Source organism: Leisingera methylohalidivorans DSM 14336 (assembly GCF_000511355.1).
GTDB lineage: Bacteria > Pseudomonadota > Alphaproteobacteria > Rhodobacterales > Rhodobacteraceae > Leisingera > Leisingera methylohalidivorans.
In genome coordinates, this window is the sequence record NC_023135.1 from 2,972,828 (window position 1) to 2,994,686 (window position 21,859).

Below are 21,859 nucleotides of genomic sequence, written 5' to 3' on the forward strand. Positions count from 1 at the left end.
CAGGAAGAATACCGGCATCCATATCAACGAAGTGACCACATGTAGGTTCAGAGGGATATGAAGCAAATTCGCAGGCAACGCCTGCCAAGCACTCAATTGAGATAAGACTCCTTCGAGAAGGCCTGGATAGACTCGAATTGAATGCACAAGAGAAGTCGCCACATATGCAATAAAACTCAGGAGAACGGAGATCACTACAAGGCAGCCCAGTTGCTTCCAAACACTGCCCGGTATGGCATTGAAATGTTGACAGGGGTTCCTTGGCGCTCTCCAAGAAAGTACACCCATTGTGATTGCTAGCAGCCCTAAAGTCAGCACTTCAAAGCACCTCACTAATTGCCAACGTGAAACACCCCTTCTGCGAAGAAGAGAGGCACCAAAAACCGTGCTGGGATTGGGTGAGGCTCCCCGCTAACTCCCCGCCCGAGACGCTTGCGGCTCGGGCAACGCCCGTCCGCCCTCCTGGGCGGGCGCTCCGCTTCCGCCCGCGGACAGGCTCAGCCCTCATGTTGCGCGAAACATTCATACTTTCGAACTCCCAATCAGCTTCCCGAACCAGAAACTGATCAAACCAAGCGGCACCAGCACCACCATTGAAAATGCAAAAGCCATCAGCCAGAGGAACAGCCCAACCCAGAGGTCGGGTGAATTTTGAGCGGTCTCCGCGGTTATTAAGTACACGCCCAATGCAGTCAGAACGAAAGGAAGCCCAACGACGGCAAGACCTGTATTCCGCACGGCTCTCGGCCTACCCGTTTCATCTTTGCCATAGCGCGCGCCCTGTACCAGCGCCGTGGGCACGGCTACCAAGGCGCAGCCTACGACGACATAAAAGACCATCGCCAACAGGATCATTTAGCCTGCCCCTCCAGATACCGCCGCTTCGCCTCTTCCTGGCGGCCGAAATCCCGCACCATATTTTCAATCGCCACCTCATCCGACTTGTCGGCATAGCGGAACTCGCTGTCGGCGTAGCGGTTGATCTCCTGCACCACCATCTCGACCGTGATCGGCACCCGCAGCTCTGCAATCATCGCGGATTTGGTATCAAAGTCCTTGAACAGGAACAGCTCCGGGTTCTCCATCCACTCATCCGGCAGCTCAAAATCCATCGCCCGGACCTTGACCGCATCGGTGATGTTCTTGATGGCACGGCCCGTAAACCGCTCATCCGCGGCTTGGATCGCCTTCAGATAGGTGCCCAGCTTGGCCAGGTCATCCAGCTCGCCGATCTGCTCCTGCACCCGGCCGAAGACCTCGGCCAGCCCGGCCTCCTGCGGCTGGTTATGCGCCTCAAAGGACCGCGCCACCGCCCGCTTGATCTCCTGCGCGCCGTAAAGGTCATGCTCACCCTGCGGGATCGCATGGTTCTTGCCCATCAGCAGCGTCAGGATGTCGATGTAATCCTCGCGCGTCTGCGGCCCGTCCACCAGGAACCGCGCCCCGGCCCGCTGGCGCAGCGCGCCGTCGACATTCTCCGGGTAGTTGGAGAACATGCCAAAGGTGCAGTTGCCCCGCACCACGGTGTTGGCCCCAGCAAAGGCCTCCATGAACACCGCCGTCACCTCCTGCTGGCCCGCACTGGACTGGCGGTCGCCGCGCTTGCCCGCGATCTGGTCGATGTCATCGATGGTGCCGAAACCGATCACGCCCGGATCAATCACATTCTGAATGAACGATTTGGCGTTCTGTCCGGATTTGCCCTGGTAGCTGTCGATATTGTCGATGCCAAAGTTCTGGTAGCGGAAGGCATAGCCCGCGTTCTGGCAATAATCGTGGATGAGGCCGGCCATCATCTGGATCAGGGTGGTCTTGCCCGTCCCCGGCTTGCCGTCGCCCATGAAGGTGAAGATGAAGCCGCCCATCTCGGCAAAAGGGTTCAGGCGGCGGTCGAAATCATAGGCCATCAGCATCTTGGCCAGCCGCATGGCCTGATACTTGGCGATATGGTTGCCGACCACCTCATGCGGTTTCTTGAACGCCATCGTCAGGGTCGAGGACTTCGCCTTGGCCGCGGGCTCAAAACCGCGCAGGGTCAGATCATCCGCCTCCACCCGCCAGGCCGCAGCGGTAAAGGCTTCCAACCGCGGCGCGTTCCGGGCGCGCAAGGATGCCTTCTCCATCAGCTGCTCGGCAAAGGCGGCGGTAGCTGCAATCAGATGCGCATCGTCGGGCGCATGCAGCGCCAGTTTCTGATCCAGCTCCCACAGCGCCCCGTGCAGCGCCAGCGGCGCGTTGTCGGTCAAAAGCTCCTCCGCCTCGCCCACTTCAGCCTGCGCCTCGGACCCGTGCGGCGCCAGCAGAAAGGCCGTGGCATTGGCAAAGACATGCGCCGTGACCAACGCCTCCGCCGCCAGCAGTTCGGTGAATTCCCCCTTGCGCGCCGCGTCCAGGGATCCGGCCAGATTGGCCCGCTTCAGGTCGCCCAGACCGGACACATCTGCATAGGCCTCCCCCATCGCCAGCGCGATCGCCAGCGCCCGGCGCAAGCCATGCTGCAGCGTCGCCTGCAGGGGCGAGGTCAGCGGATCCTCCTGATCCGCCGCCTCGATCCTGGCAATCAGATGCACCCCTTCGGGCCGCGCGGTGGAGCGCGTCACCAGCCCCGGCGTGGTGGACCGGAACCGCCGCCGCGTGCCAATGCCTGAGGACCGCTCCGGCGCCTTCGCCTCGGCCTGCGGCCTGGCCATCCGCGGCGTGTGGTCAAACCCGTCCAGCAGCGCCGCCGCGGCGGCGTAATGCTTGCGGATATCCTCTTCCCGCAGCTCCATCTGATTGCCTGAAATGCTCATTTCACCCTCTCAATCCGTGCCGTGCGCCCTAAAATCCGGCCCGCTCTTCATCTTTCAAAAAATACTCCCGCCGGAGGCTCCCGCCGCAGCCGCAAACGCAGGCTTCAATACCGCAGCACCTGCCCCGCCTCGCTCACCACAAACTTCTGCACGTCGCCGAACCCCGGCGGATCCAGCTCTGCCAGCACCTGAAACGGGCGCTGCGGCAGGATAATGGCGCGCTGGGTCCGGGTCGCGCCGGTATCGGCGCCGCGCCCGCCAAAGGGGTCGAGCGCAAAAATCTCCCGCTCCACGGTGCCGAACCAGCCCGAACGCTCCTCGCGCACCTCTTCGCTTTCCAGCTCCTCCAGCGTCCAGGCCAGCGCCCAATCCTGGCCTGCCGGCGCCTCGGCCTCCTCCAGCACCCGGCGCAAAGGGCCGGACTGCTCGGTATAGGCCGAGGAATACATCGGCCCCACGTGAAAGCGGCGCAGATGCTTGGGGTGAAGGCCGTCGAAATCCTCGTCAAACCCCTTGGCGATGGTCACCAGCTTCAACCCCGCCAAGGCCTGCGCCATCAGATGCGCCTGCACCTCGGGCCAGCGGCGTTCGTCCTTGGGCAGCGCTACCTTGCCGCTGTCCTCCAGCTCCATCAGGTAGATCACCGGCAGGTTCACCTGGCTGTCATAGGCCGCCCAATGCAAAAGGAAGCGGCGGCGCCGTTCGCCGATGTTTTCCAGCCATTCGCAAACGGGATCGTTCTGCGTCCAGAACAGCTGCCCCTTCAAAAGCTCCTGATAATAGAGCCGCTGCGACAGGGCGAATTGCAGTTTTGACGGCACCGTGCGGTCAGCGATGATGGTGCGGACCATGTCGTCTTTGAGCTGCTCTTCGCTGGCCATATTGCCCAGATGCCGCTCTGCCTGCTGGGCGTCATTGGCCATGGTCATCAGTTCGGCCGCGACCGGAAAACCGCTGTCCCGCTTGTCCATCGCCAGACTGCCAAAGAACCGGCCGGTATCGCGCCCCGCCATCAGGTATTTCATGCTGAGCGCGCGAAAGGTGAAATTGAGCCGCATCAGATAGGCAGTCAGCACCTTCACGTCGGATTTCGTTAGCCGCCCTTCCGCCTGCATCACCGCCGCCACCCGCGTCAGATGCCGGATGATGGTCTCGAACTTCTTGAAATACCGGCGCGAGGCAAAGGTATCACTGAGGCCAGCGTGCTCGTGGGAGGGATCGGTCATGCCGGCCCCCTTTCCGGACGTGCCGCTTGCGGCACGGACAGCGCCCGGCCGCCCCCGTCAAACCGAACGTTTGCCTCCGGCGAAACGGCGGGCGCTACGCCCCCACCCGCGGCCGGGAGCTGTCCTGTGTTTCGTGCGAACTCAACTCTAGCTGTTTCCATTTAACTTTTCTTTGCTGCACTAACGGACAAGGCAATCAGGCTGCTTTCATAAGCGATGTCAGTCCTTCTGACTTCCGGTACGATTGAGAACGAAGGTAAGCCCCAGCCAAGCAACGGCCCAAACGGCAAGCACAGCTGAAAGTCCCAGCAACAAGAAACTTCCAAAATAAGCCGCCAAGCCGAACCCAGCTCCAACCTTTCTTACCCATTCCATCTCAAACTGAAAAAGTGCGGTGGAGATCAACGGGAATGCCATAGCAAGGCCTGCAATTCCCAACGCCCACTTCAGCAGAACGAATGGCGGACGATATGGAAACTCACCCCCCATACAGGTTCTTGTCGTGCTTCTCGACAATCGCCGCAAACCGGCGGGCAAAGCGTTCATCCGCCTTGGCCTTCTTCTCCAGCACGTCGCGGGCGAACACCATGTTGCCCTCATGCGCTTCCAGCATGTCGGCCATCTTCTGGTTGGTCGCGGTGCCGATCGCGGCCATCGCGGTCTGGGCTTCCTTGTCGGTCTGCACGCCGATCTCGTTGATCCGGTGCGCCACATCCTGCTGCTGCGCGGTTTTCAGCGACTTGGTCAGCGCGTCATACAGCACCACCCGCTGCGCCGTGTCTGTCTGCAGCTTGTTGATCAGCACCATCTGCGTCGCCGCCTGGTTCTGCAGGCTGTCGACCCAGGTCTTGCCCTTCTCGATATAGCGCTCCAGCGTCTGGGACTTGGCGAGCTTGACCTGCTCCTCCTGAACCATCGCGTTGTATTTGGCGTTCAGATCCGCCAGTTCGGTCTCCAGCTTGGTGCGCGCGGCGGCGTCCTGCTCGACCGAGATCTTGTTCTCCAGCTCGATGATCGCGGGATCCAGCGCCACGATCCCGGCCCGCACGGCTTCCAGCTCCTGCACCGTGAACTCGCGGTCGTCCAGCGTAGCGTTCAGGTTCTCCTGCACCTTCTCGCGCTGCTCTTCCAGGGTCGCCAGCTGGCCTTCCAGCAGCTTCACGATCACGTCCGACTTGGCAATCAGATCCTGCAGCTTGTCGTCGATATTGGCGGTGCGCATCCGCTCCTGGCGCATCGAATCCGATTTTCCCTTGCTGAAGAAGCCGACAAAGCTCTCCCAGCCGGTCTTGCCCCGCATCTCGTCAAAATCCTTGGAGAAGGCCGCGGTCACATCATCCAGCCCCATGATCAGCTCGGCGATATTGGCGTTCATCACTTCGGTATGGGCGTGCACATCCTCAAGTGTGGCGTTTTCGATATCGATGCTGGCATCCTCGCCCGCCTCGATCTTGTTGCGCGCAGCCTCGATACGCGAAGTCAGCGCCCCGATCTTAGCCTGGGATTCCCGCACCTTGTCCTGGCTTTCGGCCACCATCTTCTCAAATTGGGAAACACTCATAGTATCCCTTCCTTCCCTTGAAATAACTAATCCGGATATGGGGATGTAAAAGAAATTTACATCCCCTGAGGCGGTTCAATTCCGCCCGGCTCACATGCACTGTTGCAGAGAGGCCGCACAAAGAAAAGCCCCGGAGAACACTCCGGGGCCGCTTCGCTGAACTGCGCCGTTTCACATGGTTTGCTGCTTGCCCAGAACCAGGAAGGTCATCATCCCGAAGGGCGGAATGCTCTCCTGCCGCTCGATCTTCAGCCGGTCCTCCTGCAGCACCGATTCCAACGCGAAATCCGAATGCCAGCCGATCACATTGGCCAAGGGAGCAGAGAGCTTTTCCAGCGACGCCCGCACCCCCTTGCCGCTTTTGAAGTGGTTGGTGATCACCACCTCGCCGCCAGGTTTCAGGACGCGCGTTATCTCACGCATCACCTGTTCCGGATCCGGCACCACCGACAGCACATGCATCGCCGCCACGGTGTCAAAGGAATTGTCCGGAAAGTCCAGGCACCGCGCATCCATCTGGCGCAGTTCCTTGACCTGGCTCAGGCCCAGCTCCTGCACCTTTTTTTGCGCCTTCTTCAGCATGTCATGACTGAAATCGATGCCGGTCACCTGCAAATGCGGTGCGTAATGCCGCAGCGACAGCCCGGTGCCGACGCCAACTTCCAGAACCCTGCCCTGACGGGTGTTGATATAGCGGGCCGCACGGCGGCGGCCCGAGCGCGTCACCGCGCCAAAGGTCTTGTCATAGACCGGCGCCCAGCGCGCGTAAGATTCTTCAACTGCCTTGATATCCAATTCGTCCCTCCCCGGACGTCATGGGCTAGTCCTTTGGATTTGAAACCAGCCCCCAAATCACCATCACAACGTAGCCAACGCATAGCACAACAAGCACCGTCCACGCATAGGTCAGTAATGCCGCAGCAATAAAGGCAAAGCCGACGAGCAAATACTTAACATTCTCGCGGGAGATTTTAACCGCCTTTGGCGACCAGGTCTGAATGTGGCTGATCATTGCCAATCCGATCACCACCATATGCAGGCAGATCAGCAGCTCCGGCAGCACGACCTTGCCGTCAAAGGCAAAGGCGACAAACATCGGCAGCAATGCCAGCAGCGCGCCGGCAGGCGACGGGATGCCGTCAAAATAGCCGCTGCGCCCCTTTGGCGATTCCTCCGACTTGGTGCTGACATTAAACCGCGCCAGCCGCACCACGCAGCAGACCGAAAACACCAGAACCGAAATCCACCCGGCGCCGCGCACGTCCTGCAAGGCCCAGAAATAGATCACCAGCGGTGTGGCAACACCAAAGTTCAGAAAATCCGCCAGCGAGTCCAGCTCGGCGCCCATCTTGCTTTCACTGTGCAAGGCACGGGCCAGCCGCCCGTCGAGTCCGTCCAGAACCGCGGCCAGGATGATCATCATCACCGCCAGGGAGTAATTCCCGAAAACCGCAAAGCGGATCGCAGTCAGGCCGGCACAGATGGCGCCAATGGTCATCATGTTCGGCATCAGCTGGATCAGCGCAAATTCGGATTTCTTCTTTTCCGGGGTGTCATACATTGCGGTGGCTCTTTCTTCCTCGCGGAGCGCTGGGGCACGCCGCGGCCCTTTGGCGGCCTTTGGGGCAAACCGCGGAGTATAAAATTAGCGGCTGTTTCAGCCGTGGCGCACATATGCCCCAAGCAGCGTCCCGGTGCAATGTGTGCAAACCCTGCACCCGCCCGCCGTATGTCCAGTGTACAGGCGATAGCCCGGCAAAGGAAATGGCACCGTGCATCGCACGGTGCCACGCCCAACTGTGAAGGCCTCCCACCGGGAGGCACTGAACAGGCGGGAGTGCCCCGCCTGCCGCCCTCAGTTACCCGACGACGTTGAACTCCGGCCCATAGGGGTACTTGGTGATGTTCTCATTGCCGTCTTCATGGATGATCAGGATGTCATGCTCGCGGTAGCCGCCGGCACCGGGCTGGCCATCCGCAATCGTCAGCATCGGCTCCATCGAGATCACCATGCCCGGTTCCAGAACCGTATCGATATCCTCGCGCAGTTCCAGCCCGGCCTCGCGGCCATAATAGTGCGACAGGACCCCGAACGAGTGGCCATAGCCGAAGGTACGGTATTGCAGCAGGTCGCGCTCTTCAAAGAAGGCGTTGATCTTGCTGGTGATCTCCGCGCAGCTTGCGCCCGGCTGCAGCAGCGAGATGCCGTATTCATGGGCCGCCACATTGGCTTCCCAGATCTTCAGGCTCTCGGCATCCACCTCACCCACGAACATGGTCCGTTCCAGCGCGGTGTAATAGCCCGAGATCATCGGGAAGGTGTTCAGCGACAGGATATCGCCGCGCTGCAGGGTGCGGCTGGTGACCGGGTTATGGGCGCCATCGGTGTTGATGCCGGACTGGAACCAGACCCAGCTGTCACGGTATTCCGCATCCGGGAAACGCTTGGCGATCTCCAGTTCCATCGCATCGCGGCCGGCCATGGCCACATCAATCTCGCGCACGCCTTCCTTCACCGCATCGCGGATCGCAAAGCCGCCCACATCGGCAACAGCAGCACCGGCACGGATCATGTCCAGCTCGGCCGCGGATTTGCCCATCCGCTGACGCATCGTCGGCTCATAAAGGTCAACCAGGCTGGACGGCTCCAGGAAGCTCTCCAGTTTGGCCTTCTGCATCAGGGTCAGGTGATCGCTTTCGTAACCGACAACCGCGCCGGCGCCGCTGACCGACTTGATCGCGCGCCAGAAGTTGTCGCGCTGCCAGTCGGTATAGGTGATGTTGTCGCAGAACGACCGCCGCCAGGGCTGGCCCGCATCGATACCGGCCGAGATGGTCACGGCTTCGGACGCGGTCACCACCATGCCGTAAGGCCGGCCAAAGGCGCAGTAGGTGAAGCCCGAGTAATAGGAGATGTTGTGCATCGAGGTGAAGACGGCGGCAGTCACGCCGGTTTCAGCCATGATCTTACGCAGGCCATTGAGGCGCGCCTCGTATTCGGAGACGGCAAATTGCAACGGCGCTTTTTCGCCATTGTGAAAACGGTACATTTCAGGACGTGCAGTCATATCAGACCCTTCCTTCTTACAAGAAAGGTCCCGGCGTTCAGGACAGTTTTGGATTTTAGGGCACCATGTATCCCATGCGGCGACGCCATCGCCTGGCCCTTGGCCGGATTAATGGGCTGAAATCAGGATTCTGGCAAGAACAATTTTCCGGCCGTTACCTGCACCCCGGAAAGGCGGGCGCCCGCCGTCCGGCCTGCCGGCCGGACAGAAGCTTTCAATTCACGATCAGCGCCACCAGATCGCTTTCGGGATCCGCCAGCGGATCGATCACGTTGAAATGGTGCTTGCCAAAGGCGATCACGTGATCCGTCTCCCAGGCCTCCACCAGCCAGATCGCCTGATCCAGAAACGCCGGACGCTCCTCGCCGCCGACCCAGACCGTCACCTCTGCCGGATAACGGTCCTGCATGTCCACCGGGCTTTCGGCAATGGCCGCTGCGGAATCCATCTTGAACTTCTGGTTCATCGAGGTCCGCAGCAAGGGGCGCAAATCCGCCAGCGGCGAGATCGGGATCACCGTCTTGATCCGCGCGCCCACCGCTTCCGGCAGCAGCGCCTTGTCCAGCATCCGCGCCACCAGATGGCCGCCCGCCGAATGGCCCGCCAGCGCAATCGGCCCTGCAACCTCATCCGCAATCCGGGCCACCGCAGCCGCGATCTGCCGGGTGATATCCGCTATCCGCACCTCAGGGCACAGATCATACGACGGCATCGCCACCGCCCAGCCATGCGCAATCGCGCCGCGGGCCAGATGCGACCAGAAGCTTTTGTCGAAGGCCAGCCAATAGCCGCCATGAACAAACACAAACACGCCCTTGGGCGTGCCCTCCGGCAGGAACAGGTCAACGCACTGCCGCGCCCCCTCGCCATAGGGGATATCCAGCCGGGCGCGCTCATGCAGGCTGTTGCGGAAATCCTCCGCCGACGCCGCCCAGCGCGGCGGGTAGCTGTCCGCATTTTCGATATATGCCCCATTGGCATAGGCATCATCCAATTCCATGCCCAGTCTCCCCTGTTCTTATTCTTTGCTGCTACCTGACAGTCTGCCACAGGACATGTCAAATTGCCCGTCTGAAAAATTCCGGGCTCTGGGCGCGGCGGTCAATTTGATCAAATTCTGGACTCATCAATGTTTCTGGACTTAGTTAAGCACAGCTGATTTGCATTCCAGCGACAAAACATCCGGGAGGCCCGCTATGCTCGACACAACCACAGACCTGAAATCCCTGCTCAAAGATCCCAGCCTGCTGGAAACCCGCGCCTATATCGGCGGCCAGTTTGTTGATGGCGAGGACACCTTTGACGTCACCAACCCCGCCCGCGGCGACGTGATTGCGCAGATGGCCGATATCAGCCGTGCGCAGGTGGCGGGCGCCATCGCCCAGGCCGAAGCGGCGCAGAAGGAATGGGCCAAGTGGACCGGCAAGGAGCGCGCCAATGCGCTGCGCAAATGGTTCGACCTGATGATGGCCAACCAGGAGGACCTGGCGGTGATCCTGACCGCCGAGATGGGCAAGCCGCTGGCCGAATCCCGCGGCGAGATCGCCTATGGCGCGTCTTTCATCGAGTTCTTCGCCGAGGAGGCCAAGCGGATCTACGGCGAGACCATCCCCGGCCATCAGCGCGACAAGCGCATCACCGTGCTGAAGCAGCCGATCGGCGTCGCCGCCTCGATCACGCCGTGGAACTTCCCCAACGCGATGATCACCCGCAAGGCCGGTCCGGCCCTGGCCGCAGGCTGCGCCTTTGTCGCCCGCCCTGCCGCCGAGACGCCGCTGTCGGCCACGGTGCTGGCAGTGCTGGCGGATCGCGCAGGCATCCCGGCCGGCGTCTTCAACGTGGTGCCCTCGTCGCGCGCCTCCGACATCGGCAAGGAGTTCTGCGAAAACGACGCAGTGCGCAAGCTGACCTTCACCGGCTCCACCGAAGTCGGCCGCATCCTGATGCGCCAGGCCGCCGACACGGTGATGAAATGCTCGATGGAGCTGGGCGGCAACGCGCCGTTCATCGTGTTTGACGACGCCGACCTCGATGCCGCCGTCGAAGGCGCAATCATGTGCAAATTCCGCAACAACGGCCAGACCTGCGTCTGCGCCAACCGGATCTACGTGCAGGCCGGCGTTTACGATGCTTTTGCGGACAAGCTGAAAGCTGCGGTCGAGAAGATGAACGTCGGCGACGGCCTCAACGACGGCATTCACTTCGGCCCCTTGATCAACATGGAAGCGGTCGACAAGGTGAAGGAGCATATTGCCGACGCCACCTCCAAGGGCGGCGAAGTGATCCTGGGCGGCAACCCGTCGGAACTGGGCGGCAGCTTCTTCCAGCCGACCATCGTCAAGGGCGCAACCCAGGACATGGCATTCGCCACGGATGAGACCTTCGGCCCGCTTGCGCCGCTGTTCAAATTCGAGGACGAGGACGAGGTCATCGCCATGGCCAATGACACCATTTTCGGCCTGGCGTCCTATTTCTACGCCAAGGACCTGAGCCGCGTGTACAAGGTTGCCGAGGCGCTGGAATACGGGATTGTCGGTGTGAACACCGGCATCATCTCCACCGAGGTGGCTCCGTTCGGCGGCGTCAAGCAATCGGGCCTGGGCCGCGAAGGCAGCCACCACGGCATCGAGGATTACCTGGAGATGAAGTACATCTGCATGGCAGTCTGACCCGCTGACGGATCAACGTGCAATGGCCGGTGCCGGGTCAGCGGCCCGGCCGCCTGGCTGATGGCGCCGGCCCAGGCGGTTTCCGTCTCCGGATCCAGCGCCGGCCCTGCTCAAGCCATCGCGGGCGATCAAATGCGCTGGCGCGTGTCACCATTCACAGCCCGAGTGTGCTCTGAAAACCCTGACGACCAATTGCAACGCACAGCCATTACCGGTGCCTGTCCCCGCGGGGACAAGCCGGCAAAACAAAAAAAGCCCCCTGGCAGGACCAGGGGGCTTACAGGCTCGAACAGGAACGCGGGATCAGTTGACCGCGGTGGCCTCGATCTCGGCCCGGTTCGAGCGGGAGGAGGAGATTTCGATCCGGCGCGGTTTCAGCGCCTCCGGCACTTCGCGGTGCAGATCGATATGCAGCATGCCATTTTCATGGCTGGCACCGGTCACGCGGACGTGGTCGGCCAGGGTGAAACGGCGTTCAAAGGCGCGGGTGGCAATGCCGCGGTGCAGGAAGGTGCGGTCGTCGCCGTCATCGGCCTTTTTGGCAGCTACCACCAGCGCGTTTTCCTTCACTTCGACGTTCAGGTCGTCTTCGGAAAAACCGGCGACTGCAATCGAGATCCGATAGCTGTCGGCGTCGGTCTTTTCGATGTTGTAGGGCGGGTAGCTGGACTGGGCGGCATCCGCGCTCAGGGCGCGGTCCATCAGGCCGGCGATCTGGTCGAAACCGATGGTGGCACGGTGCAGCGGTGCAAAATCAAAACTACGCATGTTGTCATCCTCATACATGAGCGATTTCAGGGCGCCTTCCCCGCGGGGACAGGCTGGTTTTATTCCGGGCCCCAATCAGCGGCTGCCCGGATAGACCTGAGATAAGAACAGAAAATACGGCTTCAAGAGGGCTGTCAGTCGCCAGCACTCACAAATTTAGCCCCGCCGGCAGAATTGCCGCCGCCGACCCGGATCCGTTTGATCCGCCGGTCAGGAGCGGCCACCGGATTGCGGCGCAGCTGCGCCTTCAGTTCCGCCACCCGCTGCGGCAATTTCATGCCAAAGGCCACCTGCCTGCCCCGGTATGTGCCGCCGCCCGAGACCAGCGCCAGGATCCGCCCGCGGCCGCCGACCTGGGAAAACACCGGCGCTCCGGAAGAGCCGAAAGTGACATTGCAGTCGATCATCAGCACATCACCGCTTTCGGCCATCAGATTGCACTGGCGCTGGCGCGACAACGCCTCGGCGCGGCCCTGGCCATAAGAGGTAACGGAAATATTGCTGCCGTATTCGCGCCCCGAATGCAGCGCAAAGGCATCCGCCTGGCCGCTGGGCACCGGCGCAGCCAACCGGATCAGCGCCACGTCGTGGCGGATGTTTTCCAGATCCAGCCGTCCCCGCGGGTTGAACCCCGGATGCGCGGCGATCTGCAGACCCTGGCGTTCGGCGATCGCCGCCCCGTCGCGCAGGCCCGCACGAAAGGTGATCTGCTCTGCTGCGCGCAAAGTCCTGTTGCGGTCATAGACGCAATGGGCGGCGGTCAGCACCAGCTCAGGCGCGATCAGCGTGCCGGTGCAAAAGCCCTGGCCGTTCAGCTCCAGCCGGCCAACGGCCTCCCAGCCCAGCAGGTCGTCACGGTCGGTCAGGCGCCGCAAACCAGTGTCCTGGGCCGTTGCCTGTGCAGCGCACGCCAGAGTGGCAACACCCAGTATCAGCGCCCGCCAGATCATTGGCTGATGAACTTCGCTCCGGAGGAGCTGCGCCCCTCGCCCACCTTCACCCGGCCAACACCTGGCGGCAGGCGGCCGCCTGTGTTCACTCCAGTCAGCTGCGCCTGCAGCAGGGTCAGCTCCTCGGCCAGGGCAGAACCCAGCGAGACCCGCTCGCCGCTGACCTCGGCCTTGGCGGAGATTACCGAGACGATCCGCGGGATGCCGCCCTCGAAAGAAAACACCGGCGCCCCGGAAGAGCCGAAATCGACATCGCAGGACATCACCAGAACGCCCTGCTGGCGCGCCATCACCGCGCAGACCTCTTGCAGCGAGGGGGCCTCGGAGCGGTCATGGGCATAGGAAACCACCCCGATGCTGGCCCCCTTGCGCGGGCGCTCGTCGGTTTCAAACGGGGTCACAGTGGTGTTGCGGATCGGGCGCTGCAGTTGCAGCAGGGCAATGTCGTTGCGGACCCGGTCGGTCGAAAGCGCGCCGTCATAGATATAGGAGGGATGTTCAACCGCCTGCCGCACGCTGCGGTAAGCCGAGGCGCGCCCGTTGCGCCAGCCGGCCAGGAATTCGATGGTGCCTGGGTCGATCCGCGCCTTGGTCTGGCTGTCATACAGGCAATGGGCGGCGGTCAGCACCAGGTCCGGCGCAATCAGCGCACCGGTGCAGAAGCCTTCACCATTCACGTCAAGCCGCCCGACAGCTTCCCATTTGCGGCCCGCGTCGATTGTGTCCATCCGCTGCAAACGGCTGTCCTGCGCCATGGCCGCTGCCGGCAGCACAGCTGCCAGAACCGCAAGTATCCACTGCCTCACATGTCTCTCCTCTTGTCCACAGGTTGGGAGATTACGGGTTCGTTCAGGCAAAATTAGGGCAAATGCAAGCTTTGTGCAGCCAGTTTCTTTGGCCGCGGCATCATCGCAGGACCGGCACCTCGGGCGTCTGTTTGCCCGGGGCGGTCAGCGCGGGCGGCTGCGGGCCGCCGGTGGCCCAGTCCAAAAGCTCCACCGTGTGCACGATAGGCAGTTCTGTGCCGGACCCGATCTGCATCATGCAGCCGATGTTGCCCGCGGCGATCAGATCGGGCTGCCTGGCCTCCAGCGTTTTCACCTTGCGCGCCTTCAGTTCGGCCGAAATCTCGGGCTGCATCAGGTTGTAGGTGCCGGCGGATCCGCAGCAGAGATGGCTGTCGGCGGGTTCCACCACCGTGAAACCGGCGCGTTTCAGCAGCGTCTTGGGGTGACTCTTGATCTGCTGGCCATGCTGCAGCGAACAGGCCGCGTGATAAGCCACCGTCAGCCCGTTGTCCGCGCCCTCGGGCAGCTCCAGCTGCATCAGCAGTTCAGAAATATCCATGGTGCGTTCCGACACCCGCGCCGCGTCCGCCGCCAGTGCGTCATTGCGGAACATATGGCCGTAATCCTTGACCGTGGTGCCGCAGCCGGAGGTATTGATGACAATGGCGTCCAGCCCCTGCCCGTCCATCTCGGCCGTCCAGGCGCGGATGTTTTTCGCAGCCGTGGCATGGCTTTCTTCCTCGCGCCCCATGTGATGGGTCAGCGCGCCGCAGCAGCCCGCCCCCTTGGCCACCACCACCTCGCAGCCCAGCCGGGTCAGCAGGCGGATGGTGGCATCGTTGATATCGGTGTTCAGCGCTTTTTGCGCGCAGCCGGTCATCAGCGCCACGCGTTTCTTGCGGGGTGCTAAAGGAGCAAAGCTTTGCGGATCGTCGTTGCGGCTGACCGGCGGGATTGTCTCCGGCGCCATATCCAGCATCGCGCGCAGCCGCGCGTCCGGTATCAGCCCTCTCAATGGCCTGGCCAGTTTCGCCGCCAGCAGCGCCAGGCGGAACCGGCCCGGATAGGGCAGGATCCGGGCCAGCAGCCAGCGCAGGGCGCGGTCGCTCCAGGGACGGTCATAGTGTTTTTCGATATAGGCGCGGGCGTGGTCGACCAGATGCATGTAATGCACGCCCGAGGGGCAGGTCGTCATGCAGGCCAGGCACGACAGGCAGCGGTCGATATGCTTGACGGTTTTTGCATCCGGCACGCGCTCGTTCTCCAGCATATCCTTGATCAGGTAGATGCGGCCGCGCGGGCTGTCGAGTTCGTCGCCCAGCACCTGATATGTCGGGCAGGTCGCCGTGCAAAAGCCGCAATGCACACAAGAGCGCAGGATCTCGTTGGCGCGCCGGGTGCCCGGGTCCTGCAGCTGCGCATCGGTGAAAGTGGTCTGCATGTGCTTATCCCATCAGTCCGGGGTTGAGGATTCCCTTCGGGTCGAACTGGCGCCGCAGCCCCGCGGAGAGCGCCGCCAGAGGGCCCGGCTGCGGCTGGAAAACGCCAAGCCGCGCGCGGGTACCGGCGCCGGCCCGCACCAGTGCCGCATGGCCCGGCACATTGATCCGCGGCCGCAGATCGGTGCCCGCTGGCAGCAGCGCCCAGATCAGCCCGCCGCCCCAATCGAACTGCAGCGCCTCGGCCTGCAGCCGCGGCGCCAGCGCAACGGCATCGGAGGGTTTCACCGAAATCCGCCAAATGTCGCCCGCCCGCCCCTGAAAGGCGGCGGCATCGCGGATGCCCCGCCACAGTGCGGCGCTCTCGTCTTCGATCCGGGGACTGCCAAAGCCGGCCAGTTCCGACACCAGCCTGCGGCACCGGTAGGCCGCCGAGTCTGCAAACCCCTCGACCCGGATAAAGGCGGTTTGCTTCTCCGGGTCATAGGCTGCACCGGTCACGTCATAGGGCGACCCCAAAGCCGCGGACATCGCAGCCACCGCGGCACCTAGATCAGCGCCTTCAATGGCAACTGTTGCCGAGGCCTCTGCCACCGGCAGCACCTTCAGCGACACCTCGCTCAGCACTCCCAGGGTGCCATGGGCGCCGCACATCAGTTTCACCAGGTCATAGCCGGTGACATTCTTCATCACCCGGCCGCCGTTCTTGACGATCTGCCCGGCGCCATCCGCAAACCGCACCCCCAGCAGGTGATCCCGCGCGGACCCCGCCTGGATGCGCCGGGGACCGGAGACGCCTGCGGCAATGACCCCGCCAATGGTCGGTTCGCCCCCGGTGCCCAGCAGCCCGCGGTGGTCCATCGGTTCAAAGGCCAGCCGCTGATTTTCCGCGGCCAGCAGCGCCTCAACCTCAGCCACCGGCGTGCCCGCCCTGACCACCAGCGTCAGCGCGCCCGGTTCATAGAGTTCGACCCCGGTGAGGCCTCTGGTACTCAGCCCTTCGCCGTCAATGGCCAGCCCGCGGGTGCCGCCGCCCTGAATGCACAGCGGACCGCTTGCTCCTGCAATGATTTCGGCCAGTTCGGCCTCGCTCTGAGGTGTCAGCATTTTCATCTTTCTAAAAATACTTTGGGGTTTGGGGCGAAGCCACAATCATTCAGCCGCCATTGCCGCTGTCCGGCGGCCTTCGGTTACCGCTAGTGGAAACACCTTGGCCGGGTTCAACAGCCACCTGGGGTCAAACACATCCTTGACCTTCAGCTGCGCTTCAAGGTCCGTGGCGCTGTATTGGTGCAGCATCAGGTCGCGCTTCTCGATCCCGACGCCATGTTCGCCGGTCAGACAGCCGCCGGCCTCGACACAGAGCTTCAGAATTTCCGCCCCGAAGGCCTCGCAGATTTCCAGATCGCCGGGCTTATTGGCATCAAACAGGATCAGCGGGTGCATGTTGCCGTCGCCGGCATGGAACACATTGGCCACGTCCAGCCCGAATTCCTGGCTCATCTCCCCAATGCGGCGCAGCACATAAGGCAGCGAGGACACCGGGATCGTGCCATCAAGACACATGTAGTCGTTGATCTGCCCCATCGCGCCAAAGGCCGACTTGCGGCCCAGCCAGATGCGGCCGGCCTCTTCCGCATCGCCGGCCTCGCGCAGCTCTACAGGGTTGTGGGACCGGGCGATTTCAATGATCAGCCCCAATTGGTGATCGATTTCCTCGGGACTGCCCTCCACCTCGACGATCAGCAGCGCCTCGCACATCGGATAGCCGGCCTTGGCAAAAGCCTCGCAGGCCTCGATGCAAGGGCGGTCCATGAATTCGATCGCCACCGGCAGGACACCTGCCTTAATGATATCCGAGACACAGGCCCCGGCCACCTCGTTGCTGTCATAGCCGATCAGCACCGGCCGGGCGCCTTCGGGCTTGCGCAGGATCCGCAGGGTTGCCTCGGTCACCACGCCCAGCTGGCCTTCGCTGCCGCAGATCACGCCAAGCAGATCCAGCCCCCCGGCGTCCAGATGCGCACCGCCGATCTCCACCACGGTGCCGTCCATCATCACCAGGGTGACGCCCAGCAGGTTGTTCGTCGTCACGCCATACTTGAGGCAATGCGCCCCGCCCGAGTTCATCGCGATATTGCCGCCGATGGCGCAGGCCAGCTGCGAGGACGGATCCGGCGCATAGAAGAAGTCCGCTTCCTCCACCGCGCCGGAAACACTCAGGTTGGTGCGCCCAGTCTGCACCCGGATGATGCGGTTGCCGTAATCCGTTTCCAGAACCCCGTTCATCCGGGCCACGCCAAGGATCACACAATCCGCCGTCGGCAGCGCCCCGCCGGCCAGCGAGGTGCCAGCCCCCCGCGGCACCACCGGCACGCCTTCCTCGTGGCAGATGCGCAGGATGTCCGAGACCTCCTGCGTGCTCCGCGGCAGCACCGCCAGCAGCGGCGGGCATCTATAGGCCGTCAGCGCGTCGCATTCATAGGCCCGGGTCTCGGCCTCGTCCTGGATCACCGCATCATCAGGCAGCACCGCCAGAAGCCGCTCGGCAAGCCGCGCCTTGCGAGCCAGAATGGCGGGATTCGGGGATGGCATCTCCATGGCGCTCTCCTATTTGGTAAAATAATATTACCAATCCCACCCCCCTGGCAAGAGACGGATTGCCGCGCCCGGATCAGCCCCCTAGTGTCGGGCCATGATCTGGACCACCCGCCTTGCGCAATTTTCCCTGCTCGACCCCGCCGCGCTCGCCCTGCTGATTGCCGGCTGGCTGTGGATCGGCTGGCGGATCGAGAACCCGCCCGCGGGGCGGCCCTCGGTGTCCTGGCTGATGGCGGACTTCCGGCGCGACTGGATGAAACAGATGGTGGAGCGCGATCCGCGGATCTTTGATGCCCAGCTGGCAGGAAATCTGCGCCAGGCGACTGCTTTCTTCGCGTCTGCCACGATGATTGCAATCGGCGGCGGGCTGGCGCTCATAGGCAATACCGAGCAGCTGGCCGGCGTGGCGGAAGACCTGATCCAGGACAGCGCACCGGCCTTTGTCTGGGAGGTTAAGATCCTGGTGGTGCTGCTGTTTCTGTCAAATGCGTTTTTGAAATTCGTCTGGTCGCACCGGCTGTTCGGCTATTGCTCGGTGCTGATGGCAGCGGTGCCGAACGACCGCACCGCCCCTCTGGCCTACCCCCGCGCCGCGCAGGCGGCAGAAATCAGCATCACCGCCGCGCGCAGCTTTAACCGCGGCATGCGGGCGACATATTTTTCCCTGGCCGCCGTGGCCTGGCTTGCCGGCGCGCTGCCGCTGGCGGGTGCCGCGCTGATCACTGTCGCGGTGCTGTACCGGCGGGAATTTGCCTCGCACTCCCGCACGATCCTGCTGCGGATTCCGCCGGTAAGCAATGGAGACTCAGTTTCGTGACTGCCGCTTCGCATCTGCAAGGCTAAGGTGGCGCCATGAGACATCTTTTTCTGCCCCTCGCGCTGAGCGCTGCTGCCCTGCCCGCCTTGGCGGCGGAGCCAATGATAGAAGCGGCCGCTGCCCGCCGGTCCGGCGGCGGCTGGACCGTCAGCGTCACGCTCTCCCACCCTGACACCGGCTGGGAGCATTATGCCGATGGCTGGCGGGTGCTGGACATGGAGGGAAACGAGCTGGGCCTGCGCGTGCTGGCGCATCCGCACGAGCTGGAACAGCCCTTCACCCGGTCACTCAGCGGCGTGCAGATCCCGGACGGCGCAACGCAAGTGCAGATCCAGGCCCGCTGCCAGATCGACGGATGGAGCGAGAGCACTTACGTCCTCAACCTGCCGTGAATTCATCTTTCTGAAAAATACTTGCGCCGCAGGCAAGCGCCTGCAAGGCGCATTCACACCCGGTGATACGGGCTGCCTGCCAGGATGGTCGCGGCCCGGTAGATCTGCTCGGCCAGCATCACCCGCACCAGCATATGCGGCCAGACCATCTTGCCGAAGGAGATCGAGAAGTCCGCCTCGGCCCTAAGCGCGGGATCTATTCCGTCCGCCCCGCCAATGATCAGCGCCAGATCCTGACGGCCGCTGTCGCGCCAGCCAGCCAGCTTGTCCGCGAAATCCGGCGAAGAGATCACCTTGCCGCGCTCGTCCAGGGTGCAGATCACCGCGCCCTTGGGCAACGCTTTGCGCAGCAGTGCCGCCTCAGCCGCCATGCCGCCGTTTTTCTTATCCTCGATCTCCAACACCCGCGCAGGCCCCAGGCCCAGCGCACGGCCGGTCCGGTCGAACCGGGCAAGATAGTCGTCGATAAGGGATTTTTCAGGGCCAGACCTCAGACGGCCGGCCGCACAGATATGCAGACGCATGAAATTCCTGAAGCAATCCGGCCCGCACCGGTTGCGCGGGCCTGCATCCATTCAGCCTTGGGTCAGTCCTCGGCCGCCTGAGCTGCCGGAGCTGCCGCGGTGCTTGCGGGCATCCACATCTTCTCGAGCTGGTAGAACTCGCGCACTTCCGGACGGAAGATATGGACAATCACATCACCGGTGTCGATCAGCACCCAGTCGCCGGTGTCCTTGCCCTCGACCTTGCAGCCGACCTGGAACTCCTGTTTGAGCCGGTCAGTCAGCTTTTCAGCCATGGCGGCAACCTGGCGGGTAGAGCGGCCCGAAGCCACCACCATGTAATCGCCAATCGCCGTCTTGCCGCGCAGATCGATCTGCACAACGTCTTCGGCTTTGTCATCGCTGAGTGAAGAAAGAATACGCTCCAGCAGCTGTTCGCTGGTGGGCTGGGACTGGGAAGCCATCACGGCTGCCCCATTAACAGCGGCATCCGCCGCTTGTGGTACGGGTGACAGGACAGTGTCCTCCTTACAACGCGCCGCCAAGCCCCGGCGCCGGGCCTGTTAATAATGTAGCAACCAGATAGTGAATTTTCAATGAGACCCCGCTCCGGCGATGCAAGCCATGTGCTTTATCCTTCATTTCCGGCGGGTGCAACCCTGACCGGCAGCGGGTCGTTCAGCATTCGCACTTCGCGCTGCGGGAACGGAATCGAGATGCCCTCGGTCTGGAACGCATCCCACAGCGCCAGATAGACATTGCCGCGGATATTGGTGAGGCCGCCGGTGGGATCGTCGATCCAGAATCTGAGAACATAATCAACGCTGCTGTCGCCAAATCCGGTGATGTGGCAGACCGGCTTGCGGTCGCCCGCCTGCAGAACGCGGGCAACGCTTACGGCCGCTTCGATCGCGATTTGGCGCACTTTGTGCGGATCGTCGCCGTAACCGGTGCCGAAGGTCAGATCCAGCCGCACAAATTTGTTCGAATGAGACCAGTTCACCACCTGCGAGGTGATCAGATCCTCGTTCGGAATCAGATACTCCCGCCCGTCGCGCGTCACCACTGAGACATAACGGGCGCCCAGCGCGTTGATCCAGCCGAAGGTATCGCCAAGCGAGATCACGTCGCCCGGTTTGATGGATTTATCCAGCAGGATAATCAGGCCCGACACCAAATTCGACACCACCTTTTGCAGACCGAAGCCAAGACCCACACCGATGGCACCGGACAGCACTGCCAGCCCGGTCAGGTCGATGCCGATGGCCTTGAGACCAATGAAGAAGGCGCCGCCGAACAGCAGGATCTGCGCCATCTTGGCGCCCAGAACCTGCATCGACGGAGAAATATCCGAGTTGCTGCGGATGCGGTTGGCCGCCACCGAGGAGATCACCCGCGCCAGCGTCAGCATCACCCCGAGGATGACCGCCGCCTGCACCACGAGATACAGCGAGATCCTCAGGTCGCCGAATTCGATGGCAATGGCGTCCAGCAGCGCGGTTGCCTCGGCCGTGACGCCAAGGATTCGCAGGGTGATCCAGATCCAGGCACCGTATCTGACCGAATTCCGCAGCAGCGGATTGCCGACCAGCCTGGTGGCGAAGGCCACGATCAGCCAGGCCAGCGACAGGTTTGCGATCACCGCCAGCAGCCGCGAGCGGCTGGGCCATGTGGCCTCCTGCATGACCAGCACAACGACCCAGATCAGCAGCACAAACAAGATACCGCGGATCCGCTTGTGCAGCACCAGCCCCGCCCGCATCCGCCAGCGCGGCCAGCCCTCGCGCTGGCGCAGCCAGTCATGGAACGCCCCGGCCACGGGCCGCGCGATGAGCGCAGCCAGCACAAACAGCGCCAGCGCGATCCCGGCCTGGTAGGCATTCCAGGGCCTTAGCAGCAGTCCGGCGCCCTCTGCCGCCAGCTCCCATATCCGCTGGCCGAATTCCAGCGCCTCGGCAGTGCTTTCCGCCAGCGCGTCCTTGGGTTGGGTCTGCTCTTCCGGCTCCATCACGCCCCCTTTTTCTGGCAGTGTGCCGTCCTGCCGGGTTTCGATCAAGCAGAGACAAGGGCGCGGGTCGGCGTGCCGCCGGGCGGTACGGCAGCCTGATGCCTCTGCCGCCTGCCTTTCTCCGGGCTTAGAACGAATCTTGATTGCCGGCCCGTGCGGATGTATCTGACAGCCATGACCCTCGTATTGGCGCAAAAGATCGAACTGCAAGACCGCGCACGGCTGCGCGAACGGTTCTATGGCGCCGCCCGCACGGTCCTGGCGCGCCTATAAGGCC

22 protein-coding genes are annotated in these 21,859 nt (G+C 62.8%); 4 read left to right on the plus strand and 18 right to left on the minus strand.

From position 1 onward, the window contains the following. Positions 1-522: 522 nt before the first annotated feature. From METH_RS14625 to METH_RS14665, 9 genes are all read right to left on the minus strand, one after another. Positions 523-855 carry a hypothetical protein gene (locus tag METH_RS14625; protein WP_024091252.1) on the minus strand — a complete coding sequence of 111 codons (333 nt, stop codon included), beginning with the start codon at positions 853-855 and terminating at the stop codon, positions 523-525. Then, a complete protein-coding gene (locus METH_RS14630; RefSeq protein ID WP_024091253.1) occupies positions 852-2,792 on the minus strand; it encodes an AAA family ATPase in 1,941 nt (646 codons plus the stop codon). The genes METH_RS14625 and METH_RS14630 overlap by 4 nt, the downstream gene beginning before the upstream one ends. A 104-nt stretch (positions 2,793-2,896) precedes the next feature. Continuing rightward, on the minus strand, positions 2,897-4,018 hold the full coding sequence (locus tag METH_RS14635; RefSeq protein ID WP_024091254.1) for a hypothetical protein: 1,122 nt from the start codon (positions 4,016-4,018) through the stop codon (positions 2,897-2,899). Between the two features lie 219 nt (positions 4,019-4,237). Then, entirely contained in the window at positions 4,238-4,507 is a 270-nt protein-coding gene (locus METH_RS14640) for a hypothetical protein (protein ID WP_024091255.1), read from the minus strand. After that, positions 4,497-5,579 (minus strand): coiled-coil domain-containing protein, encoded by a 1,083-nt coding sequence (locus METH_RS14645; protein ID WP_024091256.1) that lies wholly within the window; start codon positions 5,577-5,579, stop codon positions 4,497-4,499. Before METH_RS14645 ends, METH_RS14640 begins: the two co-directional genes overlap by 11 nt. A gap of 171 nt (positions 5,580-5,750) precedes the next feature. Beyond that, the gene (locus METH_RS14650) at positions 5,751-6,374 is read right to left on the minus strand and encodes a class I SAM-dependent methyltransferase (protein ID WP_024091257.1); all 624 of its coding nucleotides are present in this window, start codon (positions 6,372-6,374) and stop codon (positions 5,751-5,753) included. Between the two features lie 25 nt (positions 6,375-6,399). Beyond that, positions 6,400-7,140, minus strand: coding sequence for a CDP-alcohol phosphatidyltransferase family protein (locus METH_RS14655; RefSeq protein ID WP_024091258.1), 741 nt, complete (start codon positions 7,138-7,140; stop codon positions 6,400-6,402). Between the two features lie 298 nt (positions 7,141-7,438). Next, entirely contained in the window at positions 7,439-8,647 is a 1,209-nt protein-coding gene (locus METH_RS14660; protein WP_024091259.1) for an aminopeptidase P family protein, read from the minus strand. A 214-nt stretch (positions 8,648-8,861) separates the two neighbouring features. After that, complete coding sequence (locus METH_RS14665; protein ID WP_024091260.1) at positions 8,862-9,647, minus strand: alpha/beta hydrolase; 786 nt, start codon at positions 9,645-9,647, stop codon at positions 8,862-8,864. 196 nt (positions 9,648-9,843) lie between these two features. Between METH_RS14665 and METH_RS14670 the strand changes: the two genes are divergently transcribed. Continuing rightward, a complete protein-coding gene (locus METH_RS14670) occupies positions 9,844-11,316 on the plus strand; it encodes an NAD-dependent succinate-semialdehyde dehydrogenase (RefSeq protein ID WP_024091261.1) in 1,473 nt (490 codons plus the stop codon). 303 nt (positions 11,317-11,619) lie between these two features. Here METH_RS14670 and METH_RS14675 read toward each other — a convergent pair whose 3' ends face one another. The 6 genes from METH_RS14675 to METH_RS14700 form a co-directional block, all read right to left on the minus strand. Then, entirely contained in the window at positions 11,620-12,084 is a 465-nt protein-coding gene (locus METH_RS14675; protein ID WP_024091262.1) for an Hsp20 family protein, read from the minus strand. Positions 12,085-12,218: 134 nt separating this feature from the next. Beyond that, on the minus strand, positions 12,219-13,034 hold the full coding sequence (locus tag METH_RS14680) for a trypsin-like serine peptidase (protein ID WP_024091263.1): 816 nt from the start codon (positions 13,032-13,034) through the stop codon (positions 12,219-12,221). After that, entirely contained in the window at positions 13,031-13,789 is a 759-nt protein-coding gene (locus METH_RS14685) for a trypsin-like serine peptidase (RefSeq protein WP_245602992.1), read from the minus strand. Before METH_RS14685 ends, METH_RS14680 begins: the two co-directional genes overlap by 4 nt. 151 nt (positions 13,790-13,940) lie before the next feature. Beyond that, on the minus strand, positions 13,941-15,263 hold the full coding sequence (glcF, locus tag METH_RS14690) for a glycolate oxidase subunit GlcF (RefSeq protein ID WP_024091265.1): 1,323 nt from the start codon (positions 15,261-15,263) through the stop codon (positions 13,941-13,943). 4 nt (positions 15,264-15,267) lie between these two features. Continuing rightward, positions 15,268-16,368, minus strand: a complete 1,101-nt coding sequence (locus METH_RS14695) for an FAD-binding protein (RefSeq protein ID WP_084013864.1) — start codon at positions 16,366-16,368, stop codon at positions 15,268-15,270. A gap of 45 nt (positions 16,369-16,413) precedes the next feature. Then, entirely contained in the window at positions 16,414-17,862 is a 1,449-nt protein-coding gene (locus METH_RS14700; RefSeq protein ID WP_024091267.1) for an FAD-linked oxidase C-terminal domain-containing protein, read from the minus strand. 94 nt (positions 17,863-17,956) lie between these two features. Between METH_RS14700 and METH_RS14705 the strand changes: the two genes are divergently transcribed. After that, on the plus strand, positions 17,957-18,679 hold the full coding sequence (locus METH_RS14705; protein WP_024091268.1) for a DUF599 domain-containing protein: 723 nt from the start codon (positions 17,957-17,959) through the stop codon (positions 18,677-18,679). A gap of 35 nt (positions 18,680-18,714) precedes the next feature. After that, on the plus strand, positions 18,715-19,071 hold the full coding sequence (locus METH_RS14710) for a hypothetical protein (protein ID WP_024091269.1): 357 nt from the start codon (positions 18,715-18,717) through the stop codon (positions 19,069-19,071). A gap of 53 nt (positions 19,072-19,124) precedes the next feature. Here METH_RS14710 and rlmH read toward each other — a convergent pair whose 3' ends face one another. The 3 genes from rlmH to METH_RS14725 all read right to left on the minus strand — a co-directional run bounded on the left by rlmH (position 19,125) and on the right by METH_RS14725 (position 21,582). Then, complete coding sequence (rlmH, locus tag METH_RS14715) at positions 19,125-19,595, minus strand: 23S rRNA (pseudouridine(1915)-N(3))-methyltransferase RlmH (RefSeq protein ID WP_024091270.1); 471 nt, start codon at positions 19,593-19,595, stop codon at positions 19,125-19,127. Between the two features lie 62 nt (positions 19,596-19,657). After that, a complete protein-coding gene (rsfS, locus tag METH_RS14720; RefSeq protein WP_024091271.1) occupies positions 19,658-20,038 on the minus strand; it encodes a ribosome silencing factor in 381 nt (126 codons plus the stop codon). 167 nt (positions 20,039-20,205) lie between these two features. Then, positions 20,206-21,582 (minus strand): mechanosensitive ion channel family protein, encoded by a 1,377-nt coding sequence (locus METH_RS14725; protein ID WP_024091272.1) that lies wholly within the window; start codon positions 21,580-21,582, stop codon positions 20,206-20,208. Between the two features lie 174 nt (positions 21,583-21,756). Here METH_RS14725 and METH_RS14730 point away from each other — a divergent pair, with 174 nt between their 5' ends. Next, positions 21,757-21,855 (plus strand): isopropylmalate isomerase, encoded by a 99-nt coding sequence (locus METH_RS14730; protein ID WP_245602898.1) that lies wholly within the window; start codon positions 21,757-21,759, stop codon positions 21,853-21,855. Positions 21,856-21,859: the final 4 nt, after the last annotated feature.

Excerpts from the sequence above, each read along its gene's own strand:
- METH_RS14625 (WP_024091252.1), bottom strand. The coding sequence starts at position 855 with ATGATCCTGTTGGCGATGGTCTTTTATGTCGTCGTAGGCTGCGCCTTG.
- METH_RS14630 (WP_024091253.1), bottom strand. The coding sequence starts at position 2,792 with ATGAGCATTTCAGGCAATCAGATGGAGCTGCGGGAAGAGGATATCCGC.
- METH_RS14635 (WP_024091254.1), bottom strand. The coding sequence starts at position 4,018 with ATGACCGATCCCTCCCACGAGCACGCTGGCCTCAGTGATACCTTTGCC.
- METH_RS14640 (WP_024091255.1), bottom strand. The coding sequence starts at position 4,507 with ATGGGGGGTGAGTTTCCATATCGTCCGCCATTCGTTCTGCTGAAGTGG.
- METH_RS14645 (WP_024091256.1), bottom strand. The coding sequence starts at position 5,579 with ATGAGTGTTTCCCAATTTGAGAAGATGGTGGCCGAAAGCCAGGACAAG.
- METH_RS14655 (WP_024091258.1), bottom strand. The coding sequence starts at position 7,140 with ATGTATGACACCCCGGAAAAGAAGAAATCCGAATTTGCGCTGATCCAG.
- METH_RS14660 (WP_024091259.1), bottom strand. The coding sequence starts at position 8,647 with ATGACTGCACGTCCTGAAATGTACCGTTTTCACAATGGCGAAAAAGCG.
- METH_RS14665 (WP_024091260.1), bottom strand. The coding sequence starts at position 9,647 with ATGGAATTGGATGATGCCTATGCCAATGGGGCATATATCGAAAATGCG.
- METH_RS14670 (WP_024091261.1), top strand. The coding sequence starts at position 9,844 with ATGCTCGACACAACCACAGACCTGAAATCCCTGCTCAAAGATCCCAGC.
- METH_RS14675 (WP_024091262.1), bottom strand. The coding sequence starts at position 12,084 with ATGCGTAGTTTTGATTTTGCACCGCTGCACCGTGCCACCATCGGTTTC.
- METH_RS14680 (WP_024091263.1), bottom strand. The coding sequence starts at position 13,034 with ATGATCTGGCGGGCGCTGATACTGGGTGTTGCCACTCTGGCGTGCGCT.
- METH_RS14685 (WP_245602992.1), bottom strand. The coding sequence starts at position 13,789 with ATGGCGCAGGACAGCCGTTTGCAGCGGATGGACACAATCGACGCGGGC.
- glcF (WP_024091265.1), bottom strand. The coding sequence starts at position 15,263 with ATGCAGACCACTTTCACCGATGCGCAGCTGCAGGACCCGGGCACCCGG.
- METH_RS14695 (WP_084013864.1), bottom strand. The coding sequence starts at position 16,368 with ATGCTGACACCTCAGAGCGAGGCCGAACTGGCCGAAATCATTGCAGGA.
- METH_RS14700 (WP_024091267.1), bottom strand. The coding sequence starts at position 17,862 with ATGGAGATGCCATCCCCGAATCCCGCCATTCTGGCTCGCAAGGCGCGG.
- METH_RS14705 (WP_024091268.1), top strand. The coding sequence starts at position 17,957 with ATGATCTGGACCACCCGCCTTGCGCAATTTTCCCTGCTCGACCCCGCC.
- METH_RS14710 (WP_024091269.1), top strand. The coding sequence starts at position 18,715 with ATGAGACATCTTTTTCTGCCCCTCGCGCTGAGCGCTGCTGCCCTGCCC.
- rlmH (WP_024091270.1), bottom strand. The coding sequence starts at position 19,595 with ATGCGTCTGCATATCTGTGCGGCCGGCCGTCTGAGGTCTGGCCCTGAA.
- rsfS (WP_024091271.1), bottom strand. The coding sequence starts at position 20,038 with ATGGCTTCCCAGTCCCAGCCCACCAGCGAACAGCTGCTGGAGCGTATT.
- METH_RS14725 (WP_024091272.1), bottom strand. The coding sequence starts at position 21,582 with ATGGAGCCGGAAGAGCAGACCCAACCCAAGGACGCGCTGGCGGAAAGC.
- METH_RS14730 (WP_245602898.1), top strand. The coding sequence starts at position 21,757 with ATGACCCTCGTATTGGCGCAAAAGATCGAACTGCAAGACCGCGCACGG.